This window comes from Streptomyces sp. NPDC030165, from assembly GCF_055573595.1.
Genome location: NZ_JBVIBD010000005.1, coordinates 462809 through 489077, shown reverse-complemented (window position 1 = coordinate 489077; position 26269 = coordinate 462809). Strand labels below are relative to the sequence as shown.

Below are 26269 nucleotides of genomic sequence, written 5' to 3'. Positions count from 1 at the left end.
CTTGGTGTCCGGGATACGGACAGATGAGCAGCCGGACACCTGCCGTTCACCCGCAGGCCCCCGACCCGTCGAACGGTGATGCGACGTTGCGCTCCATGGACACACCACGCGTGGGCATTCCCGAACCGCTCGCGAGCCGTATGAGCATGCCCGAGCAGCACGAGTACCTCCGGACCGAACTGACCCGCCGCGGACTGCTGCGCACCTCCGCCGCGACCGCCGGCGCCGTCGCGGGCGGCGGCCTGCTGGCGGGCCCGGCCCAGGCCGCCTCCCCCACCCTGCTCTCCTCCCCCGCCACCGGCGCCGTGCACGGCTCGCTGGTCGCGCCGTTCGGCCGGCACCTGGCCTTCGGCGCGGACCCCAAGCACCAGATGCGCGTCTCGTGGCAGGTGCCGTTCGCGGTCAGGCGGCCGTTCCTGCGGGTGGGGCTGCGGCCCTGGGACCTGAGCCGGAAGATCCAGGCCGAGGTGCGGGAGCTGCACACGCCCTCGCTCAGCAAGAAGCTGCCCGCGGTGGACCAGTACTACCTGCACGCGGCGCTCGACGGCCTGCGGCCGGGCACCACGTACTACTACGGCGTCGGCCACGACGGCTTCGACCCCGCCGACTCCCGGCACTTCGGCACCCTCGGCACCTTCCGCACCGCCCCGGCCCGCGCCGAGCGGTTCGTGTTCACCGCCTTCGGCGACCAGGGCGTCAGCTACCACGCGCTCGCCAACGACCAGCTCATCCTGGGCCAGAACCCGTCCTTCCACCTGCACGCCGGCGACATCTGCTACGCCGACCCGGACGGCACCGGCACCGACCAGGACACCTACGACGCGCGCCAGTGGGACCAGTTTCTCGCGCAGACCGAATCGGTGGCCAAGACCGTGCCGTGGATGGTGACGACCGGCAACCACGACATGGAAGCCTGGTACTCCCCCAACGGGTACGGCGGCCAGCACGCCCGCTGGAGCCTGCCGGACAACGGCCCGGACGCCGAGCAGGCACCGGGCGTCTACTCCTTCACGTACGGCAACGTCGCCGTCGTCGCGCTCGACGCCAACGACGTGTCGTACGAGATCCCCGCCAATTTCGGCGTCACGGGCGGCAAGCAGACCACGTGGCTGGACCGCAAGCTCGGTGAGCTGCGCGCCGCCCGGGGCATCGACTTCATCGTCGTCTTCTTCCACCACTGCGCCTTCTCCACCACCAACTCGCACGCCTCCGAGGGCGGGGTGCGCGACGCCTGGCTGCCGCTCTTCGAGAAGCACCAGGTGGACCTGGTGGTCAACGGCCACAACCACGTCTACGAGCGGACCGACGCCCTCAAGGGCGGCCGGGTCTCCAAGAAGGTGCCGGTCGGCGAGACGGTGGACTCCTCGCGCGAGGGCATCGTGTACGTGACGGCCGGCGGCGCGGGCAAGTCGCTGTACGACTTCCCGGTGCCGGACAGCTACGAGGGCCACGTGCAGGACCTCGACCACGTGGACACGTACCACTGGGCCGAGGGCAAGGTGAAGGTCAAGGAAGCCGTGCAGTGGTCGCGGGTGCGCTACACCGGTTATTCCTTCATCGCGGTCGAGGTGCTGCCGGGGCACCGGCCGCGGATGAAGGTCACCGCGCTCGCCGAGTCCGGCGAGAGCATCGACCGCTTCGAGGTCACGCGGCGTCGCTGACGCGGACGGGGCGGGCGCGCCAGCGCCCGCCGCTCGCCGCGCGCCGGACGGCTCCCGGGCTCAGTGCCCGGTCGAGCCGCCGTTGTCCCGGCGGTCGAGCGCCCGCTGGAGCGCCGCCGCGGCGTTCTTGCGGTCGGCCTCGCCGGTCGCGCGGGCGGAGTGACGGATCCTGCGGACAGCGGTCTTGGTCATGATGCGCCTCCAATGCCAAAGCCCCGAGAAGATGAACGGAAGCGTCCTTCCGGAAACGGCCGACAGACGCGGGGGCCGCGGCATCAGCAGGGATCACCTGCGCGCACACACCGGGCCGCACCCGCCGCCGCTCGATCGAGCGGAACGTTCGGCTCCTACAAAGCTAAGCCAGCATCGCCGTGCTGTCTGCACCATTACTTGGGCTTCCTACTATCTGAGACAGGCTCTGGCCTGAGGTGCGTGCTCGAGTGATCGACCGAGGCCGGCGGACCGGGGTACGTCCGGGGGGCGAAGCGGTCGCCGCGCGACGAAGGCCGCGACCGGTGAACACGGGACCCAAACCGCCCAATCTGTCAACATAGACCCGATCCGGACATTCGGGGTCGAATTCCAGCCTGGGGCACCGAAGAAGATTGCCACCTACAGCGGCTTTACAGGATCGTCTTTTTTGTCAGCACGGGGCAGCCTTAGCCGGTTGCCGCGTGCCCTCCCGGTTCGGCATTCGAATTAAGGAGAACCCCCGTGATTTCCAAGAAGAAGAGGGTCGGACGTTCCGTCGCCGTGGCATTCGCCGCGGCCGCCGCGTTCACCATGACCATGCCTACCGGCAACGCCTTCGCGATCGACAAGGTCGAGTGCCGCGGCGGCGAGAACTTCCTGAAGATCTGGTCGCACAGCGGCGGCCGCCAGAGCGTGGACTGCTACGCCAACCGCGGGCGGACCAACTTCGGCGGGTGGTGGGTCGACAAGATCTCCACGGGCAACAACGACCTGATCTACTACGACGCCAACGGCGATTCGGTGCGGGTCAACCGCTGGACCGAGATTTCCTTCCCGAACCGCCCGCCCAAGGTGAATTCCATCGAAATTCTGTGACACCTTGACGGCCCGGCGCCCCGGAACGGCCTTTTTCCTGACTGGCCATTCCGGGGCGCTATCGCTTTTCGGGCGGGTGTCGGAGGGGTCGATTCCGAATCGGCCGACCGGATACCTGGCCGATGGACCGTACGCCGGCCATCAGGACGTGAACGTGGTCCACGGCCGCGAGGTCTGGATTCCCGATGTGGTCATCGCGCTCGAGGATGCCGAGGCACAGGACATCACCGAGCAGGGCGTGGGGATCAAGGCGTCCGCTGTCCATGTGGCCGTCGAAGTGGTCTCCCCGGTCACAGCAGCACCACCCGCGTCCGCAAGCGCTGCGCCTGCGCCCGCGCCGGCATGCCCATGTATGTCCTCATCGCCGACCACAACTTCGGCGGCACCGTCACGGTGTTCACCGACCCGGCCCCCGACAAGGCTGACTACGCCGCCGAGCCCTGCGTCCCCTACGGCGCCGACATCACCATCCCCGAAGGCCCTGCCAAGGGCTTCGTGATCGGGGAGGCGATCACCGGCCCGCCACGCAGCGGCTGACTCCACGCCGACGGCCCGGCACCCCACCGAAGGGGCGCCGGGCCGTCCGCATGGTGCCGCCGGCGCGTCAGCCCATGTGCGGGTAGCGGTAGTCCGTCGGGGCGACCATCGTCTCCTTGATGGCGCGCGGGGACATCCATCGGAGCAGGTTGAACTTCGAGCCCGCCTTGTCGTTGGTGCCCGAGGCGCGGCCGCCGCCGAAGGGCTGCTGGCCGACGATGGAGCCGGTGGGACGGTCGTTGAGGTAGAAGTTGCCGGCGGCGAAACGCAGCTTCTCCGAGGCGGCGACCAGGACCTGGCGGTCCTGGGCGAGGACGGCGCCGGTCAGGGCGTACGCCGAGGCGGACTCCATCTGCTCCAGCATCGCGTCGAAGTCGGCGTCCTCGTAGACGTGGACGGCGATGATCGGGCCGAAGTACTCGGTCTTGAAGACCTCGTTCTCCGGGTCGGAGCAGACGATCACGGTCGGGCGCACGAAGTAGCCCACCGAGTCGTCGTACGTGCCGCCGGCGACGATCTCGCAGGTCGGGTCCTGCTTCGCCCGGTCGATCGCTGCCTTGTTCTTGGCGAAGGAGCGCTCGTCGATGACGGCGCCGATGAAGTTCGCCAGGTCGGTGACGTCACCCATGGTCAGGCCCTCGACCTCGGCGACGAGGTCGTCCTTGAAGCCGCTGTCCCAGGTGGAGCGGGCGATGTAGGCGCGGGAGGCCGCCGAGCACTTCTGGCCCTGGTACTCGAAGGCGCCACGGGTGATGGCGGTCTTCAGGATCGCCGGGTCGGCGGTCGGGTGGGCGACGATGAAGTCCTTGCCGCCGGTCTCGCCGACCAGGCGCGGGTAGGAGCGGTAGTTGGTGATGTTCTCGCCGACCGCCTTCCACAGGTACTGGAAGGTGGCGGTGGAGCCGGTGAAGTGGACACCGGCCAGCTCCGGGTGCGGCAGCGCGACCTCGGAGACCTCCTTGCCGTCACCGGTCACCAGGTTGATGACGCCCTTGGGCAGGCCGGCCTCCTCCAGGAGCTGCATGAGCAGGATCGCGGAGTGGGTCTGCGTGGGGGACGGCTTCCAGACGACGACGTTGCCCATGAGAGCGGGCGCGGTCGGCAGGTTGCCGGCGATGGCGGTGAAGTTGAAGGGCGTGATCGCGTAGACGAAGCCCTCCAGCGGGCGGTGGTCCAGGCGGTTCCAGACGCCGTTCGGCTGGACGGGCGGCTGCTCCTGGAGCAGTTCGCGCGCGAAGTGGACATTGAAGCGCCAGAAGTCCACCAGTTCGCAGGGCGCGTCGATCTCGGCCTGCTGGGCGGTCTTGGACTGGCCGAGCATCGTGGAGGCGGCGATGGTCTCGCGCCACGGTCCCGACAGCAGGTCGGCGGCCTTGAGCAGGATCGCGGCGCGGTCGTCGAAGGACATGGCGCGCCAGGCGGGGGCGGCGGCCAGGGCGGCGTCGATGGCGTCCTGGGCGTCCTGGCGGGTGGCGTTGGCGTACGTGCCGATGACGGCCTGGTGGTTGTGCGGCTGGACGACGTCGAAGCGCTCGCCGCCACCCATCCGCTTCTCGCCGTTGATGGTCATCGGCAGGTCGATCGGGTTGCCGGCCAGCTCCTTGAGCTTGGCCTCCAGGCGGGCGCGCTCCGGGGAGCCGGGGGCGTAGCCGTGCACCGGCTCGTTGTACGGGGCGGGGACGTGGGTCACGGCGTCCATGTCGGCCGTCTCCTTCGGTCGGGGGTGTGCGGGTGCGTCAAGTTGTGGGGGCGCCCGGCCGTGGGCGGCCCGGCGCGTGCGGTCCGGCGGGGGGCCGGACGCCTGGCTCAGCCCTTGGTGGCGAGCGAGCGCAGGAAGAACGCGAGGTTGGCGGGGCGCTCGGCGAGGCGGCGCATGAAGTAGCCGTACCAGTCCGTGCCGTACGGGATGTAGACGCGCATCCGGTGGCCCTCCGCGACCAGGCGCTGCTGCTCGGTCTCGCGGATGCCGTACAGCATCTGGAACTCGTACTCGGCGGGCTTGCGGCCGTAGCGGCGGCCCAGTTCCTGGCCGATCGCCACCATGCGCGGGTCGTGCGACCCGATCATCGGGTAGCCCTTGCCCGCCATGAGGATCTTCAGGCAGCGTACGTACGCCTTGTCGACCTCCCGCTTGTCCTGGAACGCGACCGTCGCGGGCTCCTTGTAGGCGCCCTTGACCAGGCGCACACGGGATCCTTCCCCGGCGAGCGCGTGGCAGTCGTCCTCGGTGCGGAAGAGGTAGGACTGGAGCACCGCGCCGGTCTGCGGGAAGCGGGCGCGCAGTTCGCCGAGGATCGCCAGGGTGGAGTCGACCGTGGTGTGGTCCTCCATGTCCAGGGTAACCGTGGTGCCGGCCTCGGCGGCGGCCTCGACGACCGGGGTGACGTTCTTCAGGGCCAGCTCGTGGCCGCCGGGCAGCGCCTGTCCGAAGGCGGAGAGCTTGACCGACATCTCGGCCCGCTCGCCCAGGCCCAGGTCCTTGAGGGCGGCGGTCAGCTGGAGGTAGGCGTCGCGGTTGCGCAGCGCCTCGGCGGGGTCGGTGATGTCCTCGCCGAGGTGGTCGAGGGTGACCTCCATGCCGCGGTCCGCCAGGGACCGCACGGCGGCCATGGACGCGTCCAGCCGCTCACCGGCGACGAACCGGTCGACGACCGGGCGGGTGACCGGGGCGGCCGAAACGATACGGCGGATGCTGTCGCTGCGGGCTGCTGCGAGAAGCACGGGACCCAGCACAGGGCACCTCCACGATTCAAGATGACAAGCCGGGCGGGCGCCTGACCGGCGGGCGCGACGGCGAGATGAGCCACCTGAAACTTAAGGATCTCGCTACTTCGCGGCCATCGACAGCTGTCTGGCCTTCGTGGCCGGGATCTCAGACAGATGTATGAGAATGGGGAGGAGCACAACGGCACCGGCGGACCCACCTCCCCCGGTGACCGCACGGACACCGGCGGCCGGACGGGCCGGCAGCGCGACCGGAAAGGAGCCACGCGGCGTATGCGGGGCGATTACCAGCAGCTCGTGGACGAGATCTCGGCCGCCCTCGGCGCCCCGGCCACCCTGGAGGACCGCGACTTCGGCCTGATCGCCTTCGGCGCGCACGAGGGCGACGACGACCTGGTCATGGACCCGGTACGGACCCGGTCGATCCTCCAGCGCCGCTCGACGGCGGCGGTACGGGCCTGGTTCGAGGCGTTCGGCATCGCCCGCGCGAAGACGGCGCTGCGCATCCCGCCCGACCCGGCGGCCGGAGTCTTCAGGGGCCGCATCTGCCTGCCGGTGCGCCACCGCGGCATCGTGCACGGGTACGTCTGGCTGCTGGACGACGGCCACCTGACCGACCTGGAGCTGGGCGGTGGCGGCGCGCCGCCGGACCCCCGTATCGAGCAGGCGATGGAGTCGGCCGCCGGCATCGGCGCCCTGCTGGCGGCGGAGGCCCGGGCAGGTGCCGAACTGGGCGACCTGCTGCGCACGCTGCTGGTCTCGCGCCCCTCGGAGCGCACCACCGCGGCAGCCGCGCTGCGCGACGGGCTGCGGTCCGCGGCGGACGCGCCCCTGCTGGTGGTCGCGGTGACGCCGTGGGACGTGCCGGAGGCCGATCACGCGCCGCTGCCCAATCTGCCGGGACTGCTGGCCGCCTGCGCGCTGCCCGCCGCGAACGGGGCCGCCGAAGAGGCTCCGGGCCCGGCCCTGGCCACCGCGTCGGCCGCTTCCGGAGGGCGGCGCTCCGCCCCCGTAGCGCCGCCGCGTGCGACGGCCGGCGCCCCGTCGCTGGCCGCTCTCGTACGGCTGCGTTCGCCGTCGACCCTCGCCACGGCCCATACGGTGGCCGAGCACCTGCTGCGCTCGCCGCGCGCCGGCGCGGGACTGACGCCGTCGGGGGCGGAAGCCCGTACGCTGCCGGGCGCCGCCGGACTCGGCACGCCCGTACGGGACTTGGCCGCGCTGCCCACCGCCTGGCACGAGGCGCTGGCCGCGGCGCGGGCCGCGCGCGCCGAACCCCGGCTGGGCCCGGTGGCCGAATGGACCGGCATCGGCTCATACCGCCTGCTGACGGGCCTGCCGTCGGCCGAACCGGACACGACGGTACGTCCGCTGCTGACCCCCTCGCACAGTGAACTCGCCCGTACCGCCGAGGTGTTCCTCGACTGCGCGGGTCAGGCGGGCCGCGCCGCCCAGGCCCTCGGCATCCACCGCCAGACGCTGTACTACCGGCTCGGCCGTGTCGAGAAGCTGACCGGGCTCGACCTGGACGAGGGCGGCGACCGCCTGCTGCTCCACATGGCGCTGAAGACGGCGCGGCTGTGAGGCACCCGCCAGGGACGCGAAGAGCCGTGGCAGCCGGACGGCGGGTGCCTGCCCGGCCGGCGGGCGGACGCGCCCGGTCCGCTCGGCGGTCAGCGAGTGCCCGGCGCCCGCGAACGGGATTTTGTTGAGTACTGGACAGACAGCAGGTCCGCACGCACGATGAGAATCTGCGGCCCCGGAGCCCGACGGGGCAACGGGCGGCCGCGGAGGGTGCGGCCGCCGCCGGGAGAAGAACCGGAAAACCGGCGGCGACCGGCTGCCGGGCGACGGGGCTCCTCTTCCCCCTCACCTGGCACTGCCGCCCTTCCTGGTGGCCGGGGGCACGCGGGAGGCCCCCTGGCTGAACGGGCCGGGAAGGGCGGGGCCGGAGGCGCGTGTTCGCTGCGTGGCGCGGATCTCCGGCCGGTCTCGGGTACGGACTGCTCGGCGACCTCTGGGTCTGGGAGATCCGGGCCCGGCGGCAGCTGCTGCCTGGTCCCGTACGGGGAGCGTAGAGCGCGGCGGCGCGGCCGGACAAGAGCCGGTCGGTCAAATACCGAACGCCTTCGGCCGGTTGGCCGACGCGAACCGACACGGACCGGGCCGGCGGGCGGCCCGCGTACGGTCAGGAGGCGGCAGGTCCGTCACTCATGCGTTCCGGCCGGTCACCTGCACGCCCCGGCCCGCCACCCGGACGTTCACGCCCCTCGCGCGGCCCGAGCACCGAGCCGGACAGCACCCGCCGCATCGCCGTCACGAGATCATCACCCGAGGGCAGCGCCTCCGGGGTGACCAGGGACTGCACCATCAGCCCGGTGAGCAGCGCCTGGTAGAAGGAGCCGACGACGCGCGCCGACTCCGCGTCCACCTCGGAGTCCGGCACGCCCTCGAAGACCGCGACCATCCCCTCGCCGCCCTCCGGCAGGACCGTGGCCAGCGCCGCGCGCAGTTCGGGGTCACGGGGCAGCAGGCCCAGCACCTCCACCTGGGAGGCCGCGAAGTCGCGCCGCTCCAGGAAGCTCCGCAGGATCCGGTCCCACACGGCCGCGAAGCGCTCCACGGGGTCGCCGGCCGGTACCCCGCCGACCTCCTCCGTACCGGTCAGTCCGGCGCCCCACTCCCCGACGGACTCCACCAGCGCCTGGCGCATCAGGACGTCCTTGGAGCCGTAGTGGTAGCCGATGGACGCCAGGTTGGTGCCGGAGGCGGCCACGATGTCGCGGGCGGTGGTGCGCGCGTACCCCTTTTCCAGGAGGCAGCGCTTGGCCCCTTCCAGCAGGTCTTCACGGTGTCCCATGCGATCAGCCTATGCCCGGCGGACGGCGGCACCTGACGGGGCCCTGTACGGGCGTCTCATACGACCGTACAGCGACGTACGGTCATCCGTCAGGGAGCGACTGTCCACCGGCGTACGGCCGCCGCCGGCAGCACGGAGCCCGGCCCGCCGCGCGGTGGCTGCGGCGGGCCGGGCCCGGGGAACAGCGGACTGCCGGAAGCGGCGGCGCCCAGATCTCCGGCGGTCTACCGGCCCCGCTCGGAATCCGGTCCGCCCCGGCCCCGCCGGTCGCGCCGGCCGGTGCGCTTGCCGTCGTCGAACTCCACCTCTTCCCGGTGGACCTCGGTGTTGACCTCCTGCTGCTCGGTGACCCGCTCGGTCTCCAGCCGGATCCGCTCGACCGGCACGTTCTCCTTGCGGACGACGACCTGCTCCTCGTAGAGCGTGACGTCGAGTTCGCCGTCACCGAGTTCCGGCTGCCGGTCGCGCCCCTTGCGGCGGTCCTCCTCGCTGATCTTCTCGCGCCGGATGCGCGCCTCGTCGTGGCTGACGGGTACGGTGCGGTGCACCTCCTCCGTCGTCACGTGCTTGCGCAGCCGGGCGTGGCCGCTCTCGTGCGACTCGGTGCCCAGCTCCACGTGCTCCTCGGAGATGAGCATCTCCGGGTTCTGCTCCTTGGCCCGCGCGGCGTCCGTGTCCCGGCCGCGGGACATGGCCATCGCCCCGGCGCCCGCGCCGGCCAGCGGCGCGGACTCGGTCCGGCGGCGCTCCTCGGGCCGGCGCGTACCGGCCGCGCCCGCCGCCCCGGCGGTGCCCATGCCGGCGCCGGTGGCCGTGGTGCGGCCCGGCACCGTGCCGGACGGTGAGGTACCCGGCCGCGCCATCCCGTAGTGCCGGTACAGCCGCTCCTCCTCGGCCGGCTCCAGATGGCCGTCCGCGTCTATCCGCGGCGCGTCCTTGATCTGTTCCTTGGTGTACGGGACCTGCATTTCGTCGCCCACGCGCCGGCATCCGGCGAGCGGTACGAAGGTCTCCTTCATGCCGAACAGGCCGGTGCGCACGGTGATCCACTCGGGCGCGTCGGTGGCGTCGTCCCGGTAGACCTGCTGGACCGAGCCCACCTTGGTGCCCTCCGCGTCGACCACGTTCATACCGGTCATGTTCTGAGGGTTCTCACCCAGGGGTGCGTTCATGGCGTCGCTCTCCTTCCGCACGTACCGGCAGGGGGCACGCGCAGTTCCCATTGCGCGCCGCCGCGCGGCACGCAGCGAGTCGGAAAACCCCCGGAACACCGGCCGCACGGCGAGTTTGCGGGCCGCCCCGCTTCGGCCCGCATTACGCCGAACGGGTGATTGGTTGACCGCTCATCCAGACCGCACGGCACCGGGCCCGGACCTCGCCGTGGCAAGGTCCGGGCCCGGTGGTGGAACGCGTTTGGCCGTGGGTCAGTCCGCGAGGTTGACCGCGCGCGCCGAGGTGGCGCCGATCTCCTCGGCGATCTCGGCGAGCACCGGTGCCGGAATCGTGTCGTCCACGGTCAGCGCGACCAGCGCCTCGCCGCCCGCGTCGGCCCGCGAGACCTGCATGCCCGCGATGTTGATACCCGCCTCGCCGAGGATCCTGCCGAGCGTGCCGACGACGCCGGGGCGGTCGCCGTAGCGCAGGAAGGCCATGTGGTCGGCGAGCGCGAGGTCGATGGAGTGCTCACCGACCGCGACGATCTTCTGCTGGTTCTTGTTGCCGGCCAGCGTGCCGGAGATGGAGATCTCGTCGCCCCCGGCGAGGGTGCCGCGCACCGTGACCACGTTACGGTGCTCGGCCGACTCGCTGCTGGTGGTCAGCCGCACCTCGACACCGCGCTCCTGCGCGAACAGGGGGGCGTTGACGTACGAGACGGTCTCGGCGACCACGTCCTCGAACACGCCCTTGAGCGCGGACAGTTCCAGCACCTTGACGTCGTGCTGGGTGATCTCGCCGTACACCTCGACGTCGAGGCGGACCGCGACCTCGCCCGCCAGCGCGGTGAAGATCCGGCCCAGCCGCTCGGCCAGCGGCAGGCCCGGCTTGACGTCCTCGGCGATCACACCGCCCTGGACGTTGACCGCGTCCGGCACCAGCTCGCCCGCCAGCGCCAGGCGCACCGACTTGGCGACCGCGATGCCCGCCTTCTCCTGCGCCTCCCCCGTCGAGGCGCCGAGGTGCGGGGTGGCGACGACCTGGTCGAACTCGAACAGCGGGGAATCCGTACAGGGCTCGGTGGCGTACACGTCCAGGCCCGCACCGGCCACCCGGCCCTCCTTGAGGGCGCTGGCCAGCGCGGTCTCGTCCACGATGCCGCCGCGCGCGGCGTTGACGACGCGCACCGTCGGCTTGACCTTGTGCAGCGCCTCGTCGCCGATCAGGCCGAGGGTCTCGGGGGTCTTGGGGAGGTGGACGGTGATGAAGTCCGCGACCTCCAGCAGCTCGTCCAGGGAGACCAGCTTGACGCCCATCTGCGCGGCGCGGGCCGGCTGCACGTACGGGTCGTACGCGACGATCTTCATGCCGAAGGCCGACATGCGCTGCGCGACCAGCACGCCGATCCGGCCGAGCCCGACCACGCCGAGGACCTTCTCGGACAGCTCGACGCCGGTGTACTTGCTCCGCTTCCACTCGCCGTTCTTCAGAGCGGTGTTCGCCTGCGGGATGTTGCGGGCCGTGGCGAGCAGCAGGCCGCAGGCCAGCTCGGCGGCGGTGACGATGTTGGAGGTCGGCGCGTTGACGACCATCACGCCGGCCTTGGTGGCGGCGGAGACGTCGACGTTGTCCAGGCCGACGCCGGCCCGGGCGACGACCTTGAGCTTGCGGGCGGCGGCGATGGCCTCGGCGTCGACCTTGGTCGCGCTGCGCACGAGGATCGCGTCGACGTCGGCGATGGCGGGCAGCAGCTCGGCGCGGTCGGCGCCGTTGCAGTGCCGGATCTCGAAGTCCGGACCGAGTGCGTCGACGGTGGCGGGCGACAGTTCCTCGGCGATCAGTACGACAGGTTTCGAGCTCACGTGGTCTTCAGTCCTCACTAGTCCTGGGGGCCCCTCCCGTGCCCCTGATGGCTACGGGGGAGGACGGCCGTCCCGACGGCCGAAGGCGGTGAAGGGGGCAGCCGCGTGGAAGACGCACGACGCTGTGAGCCTGACGCGCTTGTGGTGTGCAGTGTAGTGGCGGCCCCCGTCCGTTCATCCGCCGTTTCGGAAGGATCACCCGGTAGTGGTGTGCCGGGATGGACAACCTCGCGCACGGCGCTGACGGTCCGCTGACCGCCCGCTGACGTGCCCGGTCATGGCGAACGGGGCCGCGGCGGCTGCCACGGCCCCGTGCCGTACGGCTCACTGCTCGTCGTCGACCCAGCTCATCAGCTTGCGGAGCTTCTTGCCCGTGGTCTCCAGCAGGTGGTCCTCGTCGGCCTTCTTGTACTCGTTGTACTTCGGCAGGCCGGCGTTGTACTCCGCCATCCAGTTGTTGGCGAAGGTGCCGTCCTGGATCTCGGCGAGGACCTTCTTCATCTCGGCCTTGGTGGCGTCGTTGACGATGCGCGGGCCGGTGACGTAGTCGCCCCACTCGGCGGTCTCGGAGACCGACCAGCGCATCTTCTCCAGGCCGCCCTCGTACATGAGGTCCACGATCAGCTTCAGCTCGTGCAGGCACTCGAAGTATGCGATCTCCGGCTGGTAGCCGGCCTCGACCAGTGTCTCGAAGCCGGCCTTGACCAGCGCCGAGGCGCCGCCGCAGAGCACCGCCTGCTCGCCGAAGAGGTCGGTCTCGGTCTCCTCGGTGAAGGTGGTCTTGATGACGCCGGCGCGGGTGCCGCCGATGGCCTTGGCGTACGACAGGGCCAGCGCGAAGGCGTTGCCGGAGGCGTCCTGCTCGACGGCCGCGATGCACGGCACGCCGCGGCCCTCCTCGTACTGGCGGCGCACCAGGTGGCCCGGGCCCTTGGGGGCGACCATGCACACGTCGACACCCTCCGGCGGCTTGATGAAGCCGTAGCGGATGTTCAGGCCGTGGCCGAAGAACAGCGCGTCGCCGTCCTTGAGGTGGTCCTTGACGGACTCCTCGTAGACCTTCGCCTGGATCGGGTCCGGCACCAGGATCATGATGACGTCGGCCTCTTCGGCCGCCTCGGCCGGGCTGACCACGCGCAGGCCCTGCTCCTCGGCCTTGGACTTCGACTTCGAGCCCTCGTGCAGACCCACGCGGACGTCGACGCCGGAGTCACGCAGGGAGAGGGCGTGGGCGTGGCCCTGGCTGCCGTAGCCGAGAACCGCGACCTTGCGGCCCTGGATGATGGACAGGTCGGCGTTGTCGTCGTAGAACAGCTCGGCCACTTCGGGTATCTCCTTGGATCTAGCTGGTTGCCCGACACATTACGTCGGGCGGGGAAGGAAGGGTTCGGGGGTCTCGCGATACGGTCCGGGCGGGCCGGACCGGCTCAGGCGGAGCGGTCCAGCGCCCGCAGCGAGCGGTCCGTGATGGAGCGGGCGCCGCGCCCTATGGCGATGGTGCCGGACTGCACCAACTCCTTGATGCCGAACGGCTCCAGCATCTTGAGCATCGCTTCGAGCTTGTCGCTGCTGCCGGTCGCCTCGATGGTCACCGCGTCCGGGGAGACGTCGACGGTCTTGGCGCGGAAGAGCTGGACGATCTCCACGATCTGCGAGCGGGTCTCGTTGTCGGCGCGCACCTTGGCCAGCACCAGTTCGCGCTGGACCGCGGAACCGGGCTCCAGCTCGACGATCTTCAGGACGTTGACGAGCTTGTTGAGCTGCTTGGTGACCTGCTCCAGCGGGAGCGACTCGACGCTCACGACGATGGTGATGCGGGAGATGTCGGGGTGCTCGGTGACGCCCACGGCGAGCGAGTCGATGTTGAATCCGCGGCGGGAGAACAGCGCGGCGATCCGGGCCAGGATGCCGGGGGTGTTCTCCACCAGGACGGAGAGCGTGTGCTTGGACATGGTCGGTCTTCTCTCTTCTATCCGCGTCTCTCGCGCGTCCCGGGTCTCAGTCGTCCGTGTCGTCGCCGAAGTCGGGGCGGACCCCGCGGGCCGCCATGACCTCGTCGTTGGAGGTGCCGGCCGCGACCATCGGCCAGACCTGGGCGTCCTCGTGGACGATGAAGTCCACCACCACCGGACGGTCGTTGATCGCGTTCGCCTTGGCGATCACCGCGTCCAGCTCGGCCGGGTCCTCGCAGCGCATCGCGACGCAGCCCATCGCCTCGGCCAGCTTCACGAAGTCCGGGACACGGGTGCCGGCGCCGGCCACCTCCGCCGTGGCGAGGCACTCCTCCGGACCGCTGTGCAGGACCGTGTTCGAGTAGCGCTGGTTGTAGAAGAGCGCCTGCCACTGGCGGACCATGCCCAGCGCGCCGTTGTTGATGACGGCGACCTTGATCGGGATGTTGTTCAGCGCGCAGGTGACCAGTTCCTGGTTGGTCATCTGGAAGCAGCCGTCGCCGTCGATCGCCCAGACCGTACGGTCCGGCTGCCCGGCCTTGGCGCCCATGGCGGCCGGGACGGCGTACCCCATCGTCCCGGCGCCGCCCGAGTTCAGCCAGGTGGACGGCGTGTCGTAGTCGATGAAGTGCGCGGCCCACATCTGGTGCTGGCCGACGCCCGCCGCGTAGATCGTGCCCTCGGGGGCCAGCTCGCCCAGGCGCTGGATGACCTGCTGCGGGGCCAGGCTGCCGTCCTCGGGGTGGTCGTAGCCCAGCGGGTAGGTCTCGCGCCAGCGGTTGAGGTCCTTCCACCAGGCGGTGCAGTCGCCGGTACGGCCGGCCGCGTGCTCCGCCTGGAGGGCCACGACCAGGTCGGCGATGACCTCGCGGGCGTCACCGACGATCGGCACGTCGGTGGCGCGGTTCTTGCCGATCTCGGCCGGGTCGATGTCGGCGTGCACGATCTTGGCGAACGGGGCGAAGGAGTCCAGCTTGCCGGTGACACGGTCGTCGAAGCGGGCGCCCAGCGCCACGATCAGGTCGGACTTCTGCAGAGCGGTGACGGCGGCGACCGCGCCGTGCATCCCCGGCATCCCCACGTGCTGCGGGTGGGTGTCGGGGAAGGAGCCCAGGGCCATCAGGGTGGTGGTGACGGGCGCGCCGGTCAGCTCGGCCAGCACCTTCAGCTCGGCGGTGGCGCCGGACTTCATCACACCGCCGCCGACGTACAGGACCGGGCGCCGGGCCTCGGTGATCAGCCGGGCGGCCTCGCGGATCTGCTTGGCGTGCGGCTTGGTCACCGGCCGGTAGCCGGGCAGATCGGTGTGCGGCGGCCAGGAGAAGGTGGTCTGTGCCTGGAGAGCGTCCTTGGCGATGTCCACCAGGACCGGCCCGGGGCGGCCGGTGGAGGCGATGTGGAACGCCTCGGCGATCGTGCGGGGGATCTCGGCCGCTTCGGTGACCAGGAAGTTGTGCTTGGTGATCGGCATCGTGATGCCGCAGATGTCCGCCTCCTGGAAGGCGTCGGTGCCGATCGCCTTGGAGGCGACCTGGCCGGTGATCGCGACCATCGGGACGGAGTCCATGTGGGCGTCGGCGATCGGGGTGACGAGGTTGGTGGCACCGGGTCCCGAGGTGGCCATGCAGACGCCGACCTTGCCGGTGGCCTGCGCGTAGCCGGTGGCGGCGTGGCCCGCGCCCTGCTCGTGGCGGACCAGGACGTGGCGGACCTTCGAGGAGTCCATCATCGGGTCGTACGCGGGGAGGATGGCGCCCCCCGGAATGCCGAACACGGTGTCGGCCCCGACCTCTTCGAGCGAACGGATGAGGGACTGCGCGCCCGTGACGTGCTCCACGGCGGTCGTGGGCTCTCCGCCGGAGTTACGGGCCCGCGGCTGCGGATGGTGGGCCCCGGTGGCCTGCTCGGTCATCTGCGTCTCTTCTCGAAGCTGAGGGTTTTGGTGGGGTATGGGAGTGGTTATGCAACAAAAAACCCCTCGTGCCGGGAGGCAAGCGAGGGGAGCGCGCCGGTGCGGAGCGCCGGGTTTCTTGAGTGACCCAGCTTCAGCCGACGCGCTTTCCAAGTACGAGAATTCGGGTGCGCATGGAACTGACCCTCCCCCCGGGGCCAGCCGAGTGTCAAGTGGGTGGGACGGAGGTCTCACTATTTGGGCGCAGCGGAGGCCGCGCCATCGCCGCCTCCGCGCCGTCCCGGCCGTCACCCGGCCCGAATCGCCTGGGAAGTTCGCCCAGCACCCGTCCGGGTGACACCGGTTCACGGCCCGCCTTGACGTGACGTACCGGCAGGCCCGTACCGCTGAGCACCACCGCCCGGCCCTCGCTGCCCGGACCCGGCACCGGATAGCTGCCCTGCGTCAGCGCGCGGCGCAGCCGGTGCTCGTCCAGCGGCCCGGAGAAGGCCATGCCCTGGCCGTGCGTGCAGCCCATGGAGCGCAGCGCGACGATCTGCTCGGGCAGGTCCACGCCGTCGGCGACGGACTGCATACCGAGGTCGGAGGCGATCCGCAGCAGCCCCGATGTGATCTTGTGCAGCCGAGCGGAGTCCACCACCCCGTCCACCAGGTCGCGGTCGAGCCGCAGGACGTCGACGGGCAGCCGCCGCAGCGCACCGATGGCGGCCGCGCCGCTGCCGAAGCCGTCCAGGGCGATGCGTACCCCCAGACGGCGCAGGGCGACCAGGCGCCGCTCCAGCTCCTCCAGAGGTATCCGTGGATCGGTGTCCGACAGCTCCAGGACCAGCGACCCGGACGGCAGGCCGTGCCGGGACAGCAGGGCCTCGATGCTCTTGGGCGGCAGCGCCCGGTCGAGCAGCCGGTGCGCGGAGATCCGGACGGCCACCGGGACCGGGTGGCCCGCCCGGTGCCGGCCGGCGGCCTGCTGCACCGCCTCCTCCAGCTGCCAGCGGCCCAGCTCGGCGGTACGGTCGCCGTCCTCCTTGAGCCGGCCGCGGTCGCCGACCCGCAGGAACTCCGCGGGGGTGAAGAGTATGCCCTGGGCGGAGCGCCAGCGGGCCAGTGCGGCGACCGCCGTGATCCGGCCGCCGGCCAGCTCCACCACGGGCTGGTGCAGCAGCGCGAACTCGCCGTCGTGCAGGGCGGTGCGCAGCTTGGTGGCCAGTTCGGCGCGGCGCACCACGTCGGCCTGCATCTGCGGTGCGTACAGCTTGACGCAGCCCTTGCCGGCCTGCTTCGCGCGGTACATCGCCAGGTCGGCGTTGCGCATCAGGGGGCCGGGGGTGATGCCCGGCTCGGCGAAGGCGACGCCGATGCTGGCGGCGACCCGCACGTCCCGGCCGTCGATCTTGTACGGGTCGGAGAGGCGGATGCGCAGCCGGTCGGCGACCTCCAGGATGCGGTGCTCGCGGGCCGTGTGGTCGCGGGAGCCGTCACCCATGATCAGCGCGGCGAACTCGTCGCCGCCCAGCCGCGCGGCGGTGTCCCCGGCCCGTACGGATTCGGCCAGTCTGCGGGCGGCCTGGATCAGCAGTTCGTCACCTGCCTGGTGGCCGATGGTGTCGTTCACCTGCTTGAAGCCGTCGAGGTCGATGTAGAGCACGGCGGTGCCCGGGTCGGTGGCACGGCGGCCGGTCAGCGCCTGGCTGACCCGTTCGGTGAACAGGGCCCGGTTGGGCAGGTCGGTGAGCGCGTCGTGCGAGGCGTTGTGCTGGAGCTGGGCCTGGAGGCGGACGCGTTCGGTGACGTCACGGGAGTTGAAGATGAGTCCGCCGTGGTGGCGGTTGACCGTGGACTCGACGTTGAGCCACTTCTCGCCGCCCGCACGGTGCTCGCCCGCGCGGAAGCGGCACTCGATGCGCGTGGTCGGCTCGTCCTCGGGCCGGGCCGCGAGGAATCTGCGCACCTCGTGCACCACGCGCCCCAGGTCCTCGGGATGGATGAGGGAGGCCAGCTCGGAGCCGACCAGTTCCTCCGCGTCCCGCCCGTAGACCCCCGCGGCGGCGGGGCTGACGTAGCGCAGTATCCCGGTCGGCGCGGCGATCATGATGACGTCGCTGGAGCCCTGCACCAGTGACCGGAAGTGGTTCTCCTTCTGGGCCAGTTCCTGCGTGAGGGTGATGTTGTCCAGCAGCATGATCCCCTGGCGTACGACCAGGGCGAGGACGACCGTGCAGCCGGTGAAGAGCACCACACGGTCGATGCGGCGGCCGTCCAGGACGTTGTACAGGATGCCCAGCGTGCAGACGGCGGCGGCCAGGTACGGGGTGAGCGCGGCCAGCGAACCGGCGATGGGACGCGTGGCCGCCGCGGCGGCCGCGGTCGTCGCCGTGGCCGGCGGGGTACGGGGGGCGGCGCGCTCGGGAGCGGCCGCCGCGCTGTCGCCGCCGGGCAGCCGCCGGGCGACCCAGGGCGCGTAGGTGAGCAGCATCGAACCGGCGAACCAGCCGGCGTCCAGGATCTGCCCGGAGCGGTAGTGCTCGCGCAGCAGCGGCGAGCTGAACAGCGCGTCGCACAGCACCGTCAGGGCCAGCGCCGCGATGGCGGTGTTGATCGCCGAGCGGTGCGCCGAGGAGCGCTTGAAGTGCAGTGCGAGCACCATGCTCACCAGCACGATGTCCAGCAGCGGGTACGCCAGCGCGAGCGCGCCCTGCGGCACACTCTGGCCCTGGAAGTGCGCGGTGTGCGCGAGCGCCAGGCTCCAGGACAGCGTCAGCAGCGAGCCGCCGATCAGCCAGGCGTCCAGCCCCAGGCACACCCAGCCGGCCTTGCTCACGGGCCTCTTGGCGAGCACGAGCAGGCCGACGATGGCCGGTGGGGCGAAGAGCAGGAAGCAGAAGTCGGCGAGCGACGGGCTCGGCACCGGCTCGCGGAGCACGACCTCGTACCAGCCCCAGACGCCGTTGCCGATACCGGCCATCGTGGAGGAGGCGGCGAACAGCAGCCATGCGGGTCGAAACCGGCCGTGGTGCCTGCGGGCGTACAGGAAGCAGGAGACGGCCGCGGCGAAGGCGGCCGCGCTGAGCCCGAAGTCGCCCATGAAGAGCGCCAGTTCGGCGGAGCCCCAGCCCAGGGCGGCACCCACGGCGTACCCGCCGCAGACGACCGCGAGCACGACCTGCGGAACCACGCCCGGAGCTCCGCCGGCCTGCACCGGCGGCCGGGTGAGGACCGCGCCCGTGGCGCTCACCGCTCTCTCCTCCCGTCCGCCGCACGGCATCGTGGTGGTCGGTGCGCGCACCGCGCCCGGCGCACCCGGGAACCCGGAGGTGTCCCCCCGGGAGATCGCGGATTGCCTGTTTCGCGAATCGTCCATCGGCCGTACATCGCCCGTCGCCCCCCTAGGTTCCGGTCTCTCGCGCTGCGCCGTATCACTGCCCGGCACGGTCCCCGCTCGGACGATACACCAGATCCGTCACTCAGGGACATAGCTTCTCTACGCAGCGTGACTGTCGATGGGATGCGGATACCCAGTGCAGTCGTACGGCCCCGTAGAGCTACCCGCAAGGGGTCCGGGAAGGTTTCACCCGGCCGTAGCCACGACGTTGCGCAAGGGATCACCCGAGGCGAAACGTGCCAGCTGATCCCTGACGAGGCGCTTCGCGCGGGGCAGGAAGGCAGAGCTGGGGCCACCGACGTGCGGAGTGATGAGCACGCCGGGAGCGTGCCACAGCGGGTGCCCCGCGGGCAGCGGTTCGGGATCGGTGACGTCAAGGGCCGCCCGCAACCGCCCCGATTCGAGTTCCGCCAGAAGTGCCTCCGTGTTGACGACGGCGCCGCGCGCGACGTTCACCAGCAGCGCTCCGTCCTTCATGCGGGCCAGGAAGTCGCTTCCGGCCAGGCCACGGGTGGCGTCGGTGAGCGGCGTGGTGATGATCACGACGTCCGCCTCGGGCAGCACGGCGGGCAGTTCGGCGAGCGGAAGCACGGGCCCGCGCACGGTCTCACGTGCGGTGCGCGCAATGCGCGCCACCCGCGCGCACTCGAAGGGTGTGAGCCGGTCCTCGATCGCACTGCCGATCGAGCCGTACCCCACGATGAGCACCGTCTTGTCGGCGAGGGCCGGCTGGAACCCGTTGAGCCACCGCTCCGCGTCCTGGCCCCGGACGAAGTCCGGGATGCCGCGCAGCGAGGCGAGTGTCAGGGTGAGCGCCAGCTCGGCCGTGCTGGCGTCGTGCAGGCCGCGGGCGTTGCACAGCTGGGTCCCGGGAGGCAGCCGGGACAGCGCGGGCAGCATGTGCTCGACCCCGGCGGTCAGGGTCTGCACTGCGCGCAGCCCCGTCATCTCCGTCAGCGGGCGTATGCACGCCTGCGGATCCTTCATGTAGGGGACCACGTAGAAGGCGCAGCGTGCGGGGTCGGCGGGGAACTCGGGCCCGGCGTCCCAATGGACGTAGTCGAAGCCGTCCGGCAGTCCGCCGACCTCGTCGGGAGGGATCGGGAGCCATACGTCGTTCGCGGCGGTGCGCGGGTCTGCAGATGCCATGGCCAGAGGCTATGCGATGCCCTTCGTGCTCAGACGTTAGTTTGGTCTGGCCCTTGATCGGGGGCGAGGGGATGGAGGCACGACCACGTGGAGCGCAGGACAATCGGGGCCACGGCGCTCGAAGTGGGTGCAATCGGACTCGGCTGTATGCCGATGAGCTGGGGGTACACCGAGTCGCAGCGCAACGGCGAGAGCTCGCTGCGCACCGTGCACACCGCGCTCGACCGGGGTTGCACCCTGCTCGACACCGCCGACATGTACGGGCCGTTCACCAACGAACTGCTGGTCGGCCGGGCTCTGAAGGAGCGCCGCGCGGAAGCCTTCGTGTCGACCAAGGTCGGGCTGCTGGTGGGCGAGCAGCACATCGTCGCCAACGGGCGGCCCGGTTACGTCAAGCGGGCCTGCGACGCCTCACTGCGCCGCTTGCAGACCGACTGCATCGACCTGTACCAGCTGCACCGGACCGACCCCGAGGTGCCGATCGAGGAGACCTGGGGCGCGATGGCGGAGCTGGTGGCCGCCGGGAAGGTGCGGTCGCTGGGGCTGTGCGCGGTGGGCGCGCGCGCCGGACGCCGCCGGGGCACACGGCTGTACGACGGGACGCTGCGGCAGCTGGAACGCATCCAGCAGGTGTTCCCGGTCAGCAGCGTGCAGGCCGAGCTGTCGGTGTGGTCGAAGGAGGCCCTGGAGGCGCTGCTGCCGTGGTGCGTCACGCGCGGCGTGGGATTCCTCGCCGCCATGCCGCTGGGGAACGGCTTCCTCACCGGCACGCTCACCCCCGGCCAGGGCTTCGAACCGGAGGACATACGGGCCCGGCACCCGCGCTTCACGGCCGAGATGATGGCCGCCAACCAGCCGGTGGTGGCCGGGCTGCGCCGGGTGGGCGCGCGGCACGGGGCCACGCCGGGGCAGGTCGCGCTGGCCTGGGTCCTGGCGCAGGGGCCGCACGTCGTACCCGTACCGGGGACGAAGAAGGAACGCTGGGCCGCCGAGAACGCGGCGGCGGCCGGGCTGGCACTGGACCGCCGGGACCTGGCGGAGATCGCCGCGCTGCCGCCGGCGCGGGGGTCGTGGGACTGAGCGTCCGCGTGCGGCCGGAGAACCTGGAGCGGCGGGGCCGGAGCCGCGGTGGCCGGGCGACGGGCCCGGGGCGGGGAGGGCCGGGTGGCGGGCCCGGAGCCGCGGGGCCGGTGTGAGGGCCTGACGGGAGGGGTGCGGTGTGGTGTCGTAGGCGGGTTCCGTCGACGAGAGGACTTCGCCGTGCAACGACGCTCCGTGCCCTCCGTGTTGGCCGCTGCCGCGCTGCTGCTGGCGGTGGGGTGCTCCTCCGGGGGCTCCCCGGGCCCGGCCGGCTCCCCCGCCGCTTCGTCCGCCGCTCCGTCCGAGGGTGGCGCGCGGGTCTCCGCGTCCGCCTCGGTGCCGCCCGCCGAGGGATCGGTGAAGGTCGTCAGCACCCTGACCACCGACCTCACCTCACCCTGGGGAGTGGCCGCGCTGCCCGGAGGTGACCTCCTGGTGTCCTCGCGCGACACCGGGAAAATCTTCCGGGTGACGGCGGACGGCGGCCGCAAGACCGAGCTGGGCACGGTCCCGGGCGTCGCGCCGGGCGGCGAGGGCGGGCTGCTGGGGATCGCGGTGGCGCCGTCGTTCGGCCGGGACCACCAGGTGTACGCGTACTTCACCACCGAGTCCGACAACCGCATCGCCCGGATGAACTACGACGGCAAGAAGCAGCCGGGCAGTCAACTGGGCGCTCCCGACACGGTGCTGAAGGGCATCCCGAAGGGGCAGATCCACAACGGCGGCCGGATCGCGTTCGGCCCGGACAAGATGCTCTACGCGGGCACCGGCGAGACCGGTGACACCGGCCTCGCCCAGGACCGGACGTCGCTGGGCGGCAAGATCCTGCGCATGACGCCGGACGGCGAGCCGGTGCACGGCAACCCCGACGCCGGATCGGTGGTGTACACGTACGGGCACCGCAACGTGCAGGGCCTGGCCTGGGACACCGAGGGGCGGCTGTGGGCCGCGGAGTTCGGGCAGAACACCTGGGACGAGCTGAACCTGATCGAGCCGGGCAAGAACTACGGCTGGCCCGAGGCCGAGGGCAAGGGCCGGGGCGACGCCCGGTTCGTGGACCCGGTGGCGCAGTGGAAGACCGCGGACGCCTCACCGAGCGGTATCGCGTACGCCGAGGGCTCGGTCTGGATGGCGGGGCTGCGCGGCGAACGGCTGTGGCGGATCCCGCTCGACGGGCGGCGTGCGTCGGCGGCGCCGCAGGCGTTCCTCCAGGGCGAGTACGGGCGGCTGCGTACGGTCGTGGCGGCCGGGGACGGCGGGCTGTGGCTGGTCACCAGCAACACCGACGGGCGCGGTGAGCCGAAGAAGGGCGACGACCGGATCCTGCGGCTGGAGGTGAGCTGAGGGGCCTGGCGGCGACGGCACGGCGGCGGGCCGCGCGCCTGTCCGGTAGGGGTTCGCCCGTGACCGTCCGTTTCGTTCCGGTGATGCCTACACTCGTCGTACGGAGCCGTCCATGTCGTCAGGGGGCTGAATGTTCAACCTGGTGGACGAGTTGTTCGCGCCGGGGCGCAAGCACACCGACGAGGAACGGCGACGGCTGACCCTGGTGGTCACCGACACCGGCAACAGCGATCCGGGCAAAGGGCCGATAGACCTGTCCTCGGGCAAGGTCACCGTCCGCCTGCCGGAGCAGGAGCCGCCGCGGCACGCCTGACGGCAGACCGCGGGCGGCAGACCGCGGGCGGCAGACCGCGGGCGGCAGACCGCGGGCGGCCGGGACCGTCCCGGCCCGGCCCCCGGTCGCGTCCTCCCCCGTCACCCCGCCGGCTGCTCCGCCGGGTCGAACAGCCGCAGCCGGTGGGCGAGCGCCCCCGCCTCGCCGCGGCCGGAGACACCCAGCTTGGCCAGGATGTTGGAGACGTGGACGCTGGCCGTCTTGGGCGAGATGAACAGTTCCTCGGCTATCTGCCGGTTGCTGAGTCCGGCCGCGACCAGGCGCAGCACGTCCCGCTCGCGCGGAGTCAGGCCGAACGCCTCGGCGGGCCGCCCGGCGGCGGGACAGCCGTCGGCGCGCTGCCCGGCGTCCGGGCCCGGCGCCGCGAGCGCTATCCGGGCACGCCGCGCGAGCCGGTCGATCCCGTCGCCGAGCGGCCGGGCGCCCAGCCGGCCGGCCACGCCACGTGCCTGGACGAGGAGCAGCGCTGCGGCCTCGCGCGCCGTACGGCCCTCCAGCCCCGCCGTCGCCCGGGCGGCGTCGAGCAGCAGCGCCTCCGCCCAGCGGTAGCGGGCGACGGCGAGTTCGTACGGACGCTCCACCTCCTCGAAGGCGGCGGCCGCCGCGGCCCAGGCGTCCGGCGCCGGGCGGCCGGCGGCGCGCAGCAGTTCGGCCTCGACGGCCCGGGCGTGCGCCGCCCACACCGGTGACGCCGCGGGCGTGTGCTCGGCGGCCTCCCGTATGCGGGCGAGGGCGGCGGGCCGCTCCGGCTCGGCCGCGGGCAGTCCCCGCAGTTCCGACTCGGCGGAGGCCGCCGCCCACAGCAGCGGCCAGACATACCGCTGGGTGCCGGGCGGGAAGCCGGCCTCGACGGTCTGCCGGAGAATGTCGCGTACCTCCGGGACGCGGCCCCGGGCGGCGGCTGTCTCCAGGGCGTAGCGGGCGAGGGGGATGGTGTGCTGGGGCTGCGGGTCATGCGTGCCGTAGTGCTCGCGGGCGACGGCCAGTTTCCGTTCGGCGCGGTCCAGGTCGCCCTGGGCCAGGGCGAGGGCCGTCAGGCGGTTGGTGGCCAGGGCCAGGGACCGGGCGCTCAGCGAACGGCGGCGGGCGTCCAGCGCCGCTTCCCGCGCCTCCTGCCAGCGGCCCAGCGACTGCAGCGACTCGGCGCGGTTGCCGCTCACCCAGCTCGTGCTCTCCTTCAGGCCGTAGTGCTCGGCGAGCGCGATGCCCCGGTCCGCGACCTCGACGGCTTCGGCGGAGCGGCCCACGCCCTCCAGGGCCGAGGAGAGGTTGATGTGGCCGCGGGCGACCACCGGGGAGCAGCCGCAGGCCACGGCCCGCTCCAGGGTCGTACGCAGTTCGGCCAGCCCGCCGTCCACGTCGCCCGCGTCCACCCGCAGCCCGGCCAGGGTGACGAGGGAGTTCAGCTCCTCCTCCTCGTCGCCGACCAGCCGGGCCAGCTCCACGGCGCGCTCGGCCGTGGCGAAGCTGTCGGGGCCGGGGTTGTGCAGCACCGCCCACGCGGCGGACTGGGCGAGCACCGCGGCGTGCACCGAGGACGGCGGCAGGCCGCGCACCAGCTCCTGGGCGCGGGCCAGTTCGGTCCAGCCGTCTCCGCGGCCGGTGCTCTGCACCAGGCGGGAGCGCTGGAGCAGGAACCACGCCGTGCGCAGGGTGTCGGCCTCCGTGTCCAGGGAGCGCAGGGCGCGCTTGGTGATCGTGAAGGCCCGTTCGGTGTCCCCCGACAGGCGTGCGGCCACCGCGATCTCGGCGAGCAGGTCCATGAAGCGCAGCGCGTCGTCGTCGACGCCGCAGGCCGGGTACGCCTCGGCGTAGTCCACCGGGCGCACGGCCAGGCGGACCTCCTTGGGCGCTTCGTCCCACAGCTCCAGGGCCCGGTCCAGCAGCCGCAGTTGCTCGGTGTAGGCATGGCGGCGGCGGGCCTGGACGGAGGCGGCGAGGACGGCGGGCAGCGCCTTGGCCGGGTCGTGGGCCTTGTACCAGTAGCTGGCCAGGCGGGCGGCGCAGGTGTCGGCGCGCACCAGCGACGGATCGGCCTCCAGGGCTTCGCCGTACCGGCGGTTGAGGCGGGTGCGCTCACCGGGCAGCAGGTCGTCCACGACGGCCTCACGGACCAGGGCGTGCCGGAAGCGGTAGCCGGTGCCGTCCCGGTCGGGCACCAGGGTGTTGGAGCCGACGGCGGCGCGCAGCGCCTCGATGAGGTCGTCCTCGGACAGGCCGCAGACGGCCGCGAGCAGTTCGTGTTCGACCGTGGAGCCGCCCTCGGCGGCCACCCGCACCACCCGCTGGGCGTCCTCGGGGAGCGCCTCGACCCGGACGAGCAGCAGGTCGCGCAGCGGGTCGCTGAGCCCGGTCAGGCAGCCGTCCTGGATGCCGCGGGCCAGTTCCTCGACGAAGAAGGCGTTGCCCTCGGAGCGCTTGAAGACCCGGTCGACCAGCGCTTCCTCGGGGGCGCTGCCGGTGATGCCGGCGATCTGGGTGCGGACCTCGGAGCGGGTGAAGCGGGCCAGTTCGACGCGGCGGATCGTACGCGTCCGGTCGATCTCGGCCAGGAAGGGGCGCAGCGGGTGGCGGCGGTGGATGTCGTCGGAACGGTAGGTGGCGACGAGGAGGATGCCGGCGTCGTGGAGGGCACGCAGGAGGTAGGAGAACAGCTCGCGGGTGGAGCGGTCGGCCCAGTGCAGGTCCTCGATGACGACGACGAGCGGGCGGTGGGCGGCGAGGCGCTCCAGGAGACGGGCGGTCAGCTCGAACAGGCGGGCCCGGCCCTGCTCGTCGTCATGGCCCTCGCCAGCGGGCTCGCCCAGCTCCGGCAGGATGCGGGCCAGTTCGCCCTCCTGTCCGGCGACGGCGGCGGCCAGCTCCTTCGGCAGCCGCGCGTTGAGCAGGTGCAGGACCGCGGAGAACGGGGCGAACGGCAGGCCCTCGGAGCCGATCTCGATGCAGCCGCCTATGGCGACCAGGACGCCGTCGGCCCGCGCGGCCTGCGCGAACTCCTCGATGAGCCGGGTCTTGCCGACCCCCGCCTCACCGCCGATGAGCAGTGCCCGGGGCTCGCCCGACTCCTTGATACGGGCGAGAGCGCCGCGCAGCGTGCCTAGCTCGCTGCCGCGGCCGACGAACACCGGACTGACGGACCTGGTTTCCACGTCGCTGAGCATCGCACAGGGGTCTGACAACGCGGCAGTGATCACCGCCACGTGAGACGGCCCGCGGGGCGGCGCGGGCGACCGCGGGATGGCCGGCGCGGAG

General features: G+C 72.0%; 19 protein-coding genes. 7 read left to right on the top strand and 12 right to left on the bottom strand.

The features are described 5' to 3' along the window. The first annotated feature begins 95 nt into the window (after nt 1-95). On the top strand, nt 96-1661 hold the full coding sequence (locus tag ACZ4Z1_RS13110) for a purple acid phosphatase family protein (RefSeq protein WP_468486646.1): 1566 nt from the start codon (nt 96-98) through the stop codon (nt 1659-1661). Nucleotides 1662-1721: 60 nt separating this feature from the next. Here the strand turns inward: ACZ4Z1_RS13110 and ACZ4Z1_RS13105 are convergent, their stop codons facing one another. After that, entirely contained in the window at nt 1722-1853 is a 132-nt protein-coding gene (locus ACZ4Z1_RS13105) for a hypothetical protein (RefSeq protein ID WP_274535863.1), read from the bottom strand. Between the two features lie 522 nt (nt 1854-2375). Here ACZ4Z1_RS13105 and ACZ4Z1_RS13100 point away from each other — a divergent pair. Next, nucleotides 2376-2729 (top strand): beta/gamma crystallin domain-containing protein, encoded by a 354-nt coding sequence (locus ACZ4Z1_RS13100; protein ID WP_468486645.1) that lies wholly within the window; start codon nt 2376-2378, stop codon nt 2727-2729. 342 nt (nt 2730-3071) lie between these two features. Next, the gene (locus ACZ4Z1_RS13095) at nt 3072-3266 is read left to right on the top strand and encodes a hypothetical protein (RefSeq protein WP_468486644.1); all 195 of its coding nucleotides are present in this window, start codon (nt 3072-3074) and stop codon (nt 3264-3266) included. Between the two features lie 67 nt (nt 3267-3333). Here ACZ4Z1_RS13095 and pruA read toward each other — a convergent pair whose 3' ends face one another. Both pruA and ACZ4Z1_RS13085 read right to left on the bottom strand, forming a co-directional pair. Then, complete coding sequence (gene pruA / locus ACZ4Z1_RS13090; protein ID WP_468486643.1) at nt 3334-4965, bottom strand: L-glutamate gamma-semialdehyde dehydrogenase; 1632 nt, start codon at nt 4963-4965, stop codon at nt 3334-3336. 107 nt (nt 4966-5072) lie between these two features. Beyond that, the gene (locus ACZ4Z1_RS13085; protein ID WP_468486642.1) at nt 5073-5999 is read right to left on the bottom strand and encodes a proline dehydrogenase family protein; all 927 of its coding nucleotides are present in this window, start codon (nt 5997-5999) and stop codon (nt 5073-5075) included. Between the two features lie 264 nt (nt 6000-6263). Here ACZ4Z1_RS13085 and ACZ4Z1_RS13080 point away from each other — a divergent pair, with 264 nt between their 5' ends. Further along, on the top strand, nt 6264-7574 hold the full coding sequence (locus tag ACZ4Z1_RS13080; RefSeq protein WP_468486682.1) for a PucR family transcriptional regulator: 1311 nt from the start codon (nt 6264-6266) through the stop codon (nt 7572-7574). Nucleotides 7575-8178: 604 nt separating this feature from the next. Here ACZ4Z1_RS13080 and ACZ4Z1_RS13075 read toward each other — a convergent pair. The 8 genes from ACZ4Z1_RS13075 to ACZ4Z1_RS13040 all read right to left on the bottom strand — a co-directional run bounded on the left by ACZ4Z1_RS13075 (nt 8179) and on the right by ACZ4Z1_RS13040 (nt 20259). Continuing rightward, nucleotides 8179-8850 (bottom strand): TetR/AcrR family transcriptional regulator, encoded by a 672-nt coding sequence (locus ACZ4Z1_RS13075; RefSeq protein WP_468486641.1) that lies wholly within the window; start codon nt 8848-8850, stop codon nt 8179-8181. Nucleotides 8851-9074: 224 nt separating this feature from the next. Next, the gene (locus ACZ4Z1_RS13070; protein ID WP_468486640.1) at nt 9075-10022 is read right to left on the bottom strand and encodes a PRC and DUF2382 domain-containing protein; all 948 of its coding nucleotides are present in this window, start codon (nt 10020-10022) and stop codon (nt 9075-9077) included. Between the two features lie 252 nt (nt 10023-10274). Then, the gene (serA, locus tag ACZ4Z1_RS13065) at nt 10275-11867 is read right to left on the bottom strand and encodes a phosphoglycerate dehydrogenase (RefSeq protein WP_468486639.1); all 1593 of its coding nucleotides are present in this window, start codon (nt 11865-11867) and stop codon (nt 10275-10277) included. 324 nt (nt 11868-12191) lie between these two features. Beyond that, nucleotides 12192-13190: a ketol-acid reductoisomerase gene (gene ilvC / locus ACZ4Z1_RS13060; RefSeq protein WP_468486638.1), complete on the bottom strand. Its 999-nt coding sequence runs from the start codon at nt 13188-13190 to the stop codon at nt 12192-12194. Between the two features lie 104 nt (nt 13191-13294). Next, nucleotides 13295-13819: an acetolactate synthase small subunit gene (gene ilvN / locus ACZ4Z1_RS13055; RefSeq protein WP_003986033.1), complete on the bottom strand. Its 525-nt coding sequence runs from the start codon at nt 13817-13819 to the stop codon at nt 13295-13297. A 46-nt stretch (nt 13820-13865) separates the two neighbouring features. Then, nucleotides 13866-15731: an acetolactate synthase large subunit gene (locus ACZ4Z1_RS13050; protein ID WP_468486637.1), complete on the bottom strand. Its 1866-nt coding sequence runs from the start codon at nt 15729-15731 to the stop codon at nt 13866-13868. A gap of 208 nt (nt 15732-15939) precedes the next feature. Then, on the bottom strand, nt 15940-18963 hold the full coding sequence (locus tag ACZ4Z1_RS13045; RefSeq protein ID WP_468486636.1) for a putative bifunctional diguanylate cyclase/phosphodiesterase: 3024 nt from the start codon (nt 18961-18963) through the stop codon (nt 15940-15942). Between the two features lie 333 nt (nt 18964-19296). After that, the gene (locus tag ACZ4Z1_RS13040) at nt 19297-20259 is read right to left on the bottom strand and encodes a 2-hydroxyacid dehydrogenase (RefSeq protein ID WP_468486635.1); all 963 of its coding nucleotides are present in this window, start codon (nt 20257-20259) and stop codon (nt 19297-19299) included. A gap of 87 nt (nt 20260-20346) precedes the next feature. Here ACZ4Z1_RS13040 and ACZ4Z1_RS13035 point away from each other — a divergent pair, with 87 nt between their 5' ends. The 3 genes from ACZ4Z1_RS13035 (at nt 20347) to ACZ4Z1_RS13025 (ending at nt 22996) form a co-directional block, all read left to right on the top strand. After that, complete coding sequence (locus ACZ4Z1_RS13035; RefSeq protein ID WP_468486634.1) at nt 20347-21339, top strand: aldo/keto reductase; 993 nt, start codon at nt 20347-20349, stop codon at nt 21337-21339. Between the two features lie 180 nt (nt 21340-21519). Beyond that, nucleotides 21520-22683 (top strand): PQQ-dependent sugar dehydrogenase, encoded by a 1164-nt coding sequence (locus ACZ4Z1_RS13030; protein WP_468486633.1) that lies wholly within the window; start codon nt 21520-21522, stop codon nt 22681-22683. 130 nt (nt 22684-22813) lie between these two features. After that, entirely contained in the window at nt 22814-22996 is a 183-nt protein-coding gene (locus ACZ4Z1_RS13025) for a DUF6191 domain-containing protein (protein ID WP_468486632.1), read from the top strand. A gap of 101 nt (nt 22997-23097) precedes the next feature. On the opposite strand, the gene ACZ4Z1_RS13020 is transcribed toward ACZ4Z1_RS13025, so the two are convergent. Next, nucleotides 23098-26178, bottom strand: a complete 3081-nt coding sequence (locus tag ACZ4Z1_RS13020; RefSeq protein ID WP_468486631.1) for a helix-turn-helix transcriptional regulator — start codon at nt 26176-26178, stop codon at nt 23098-23100. Nucleotides 26179-26269: the final 91 nt, after the last annotated feature.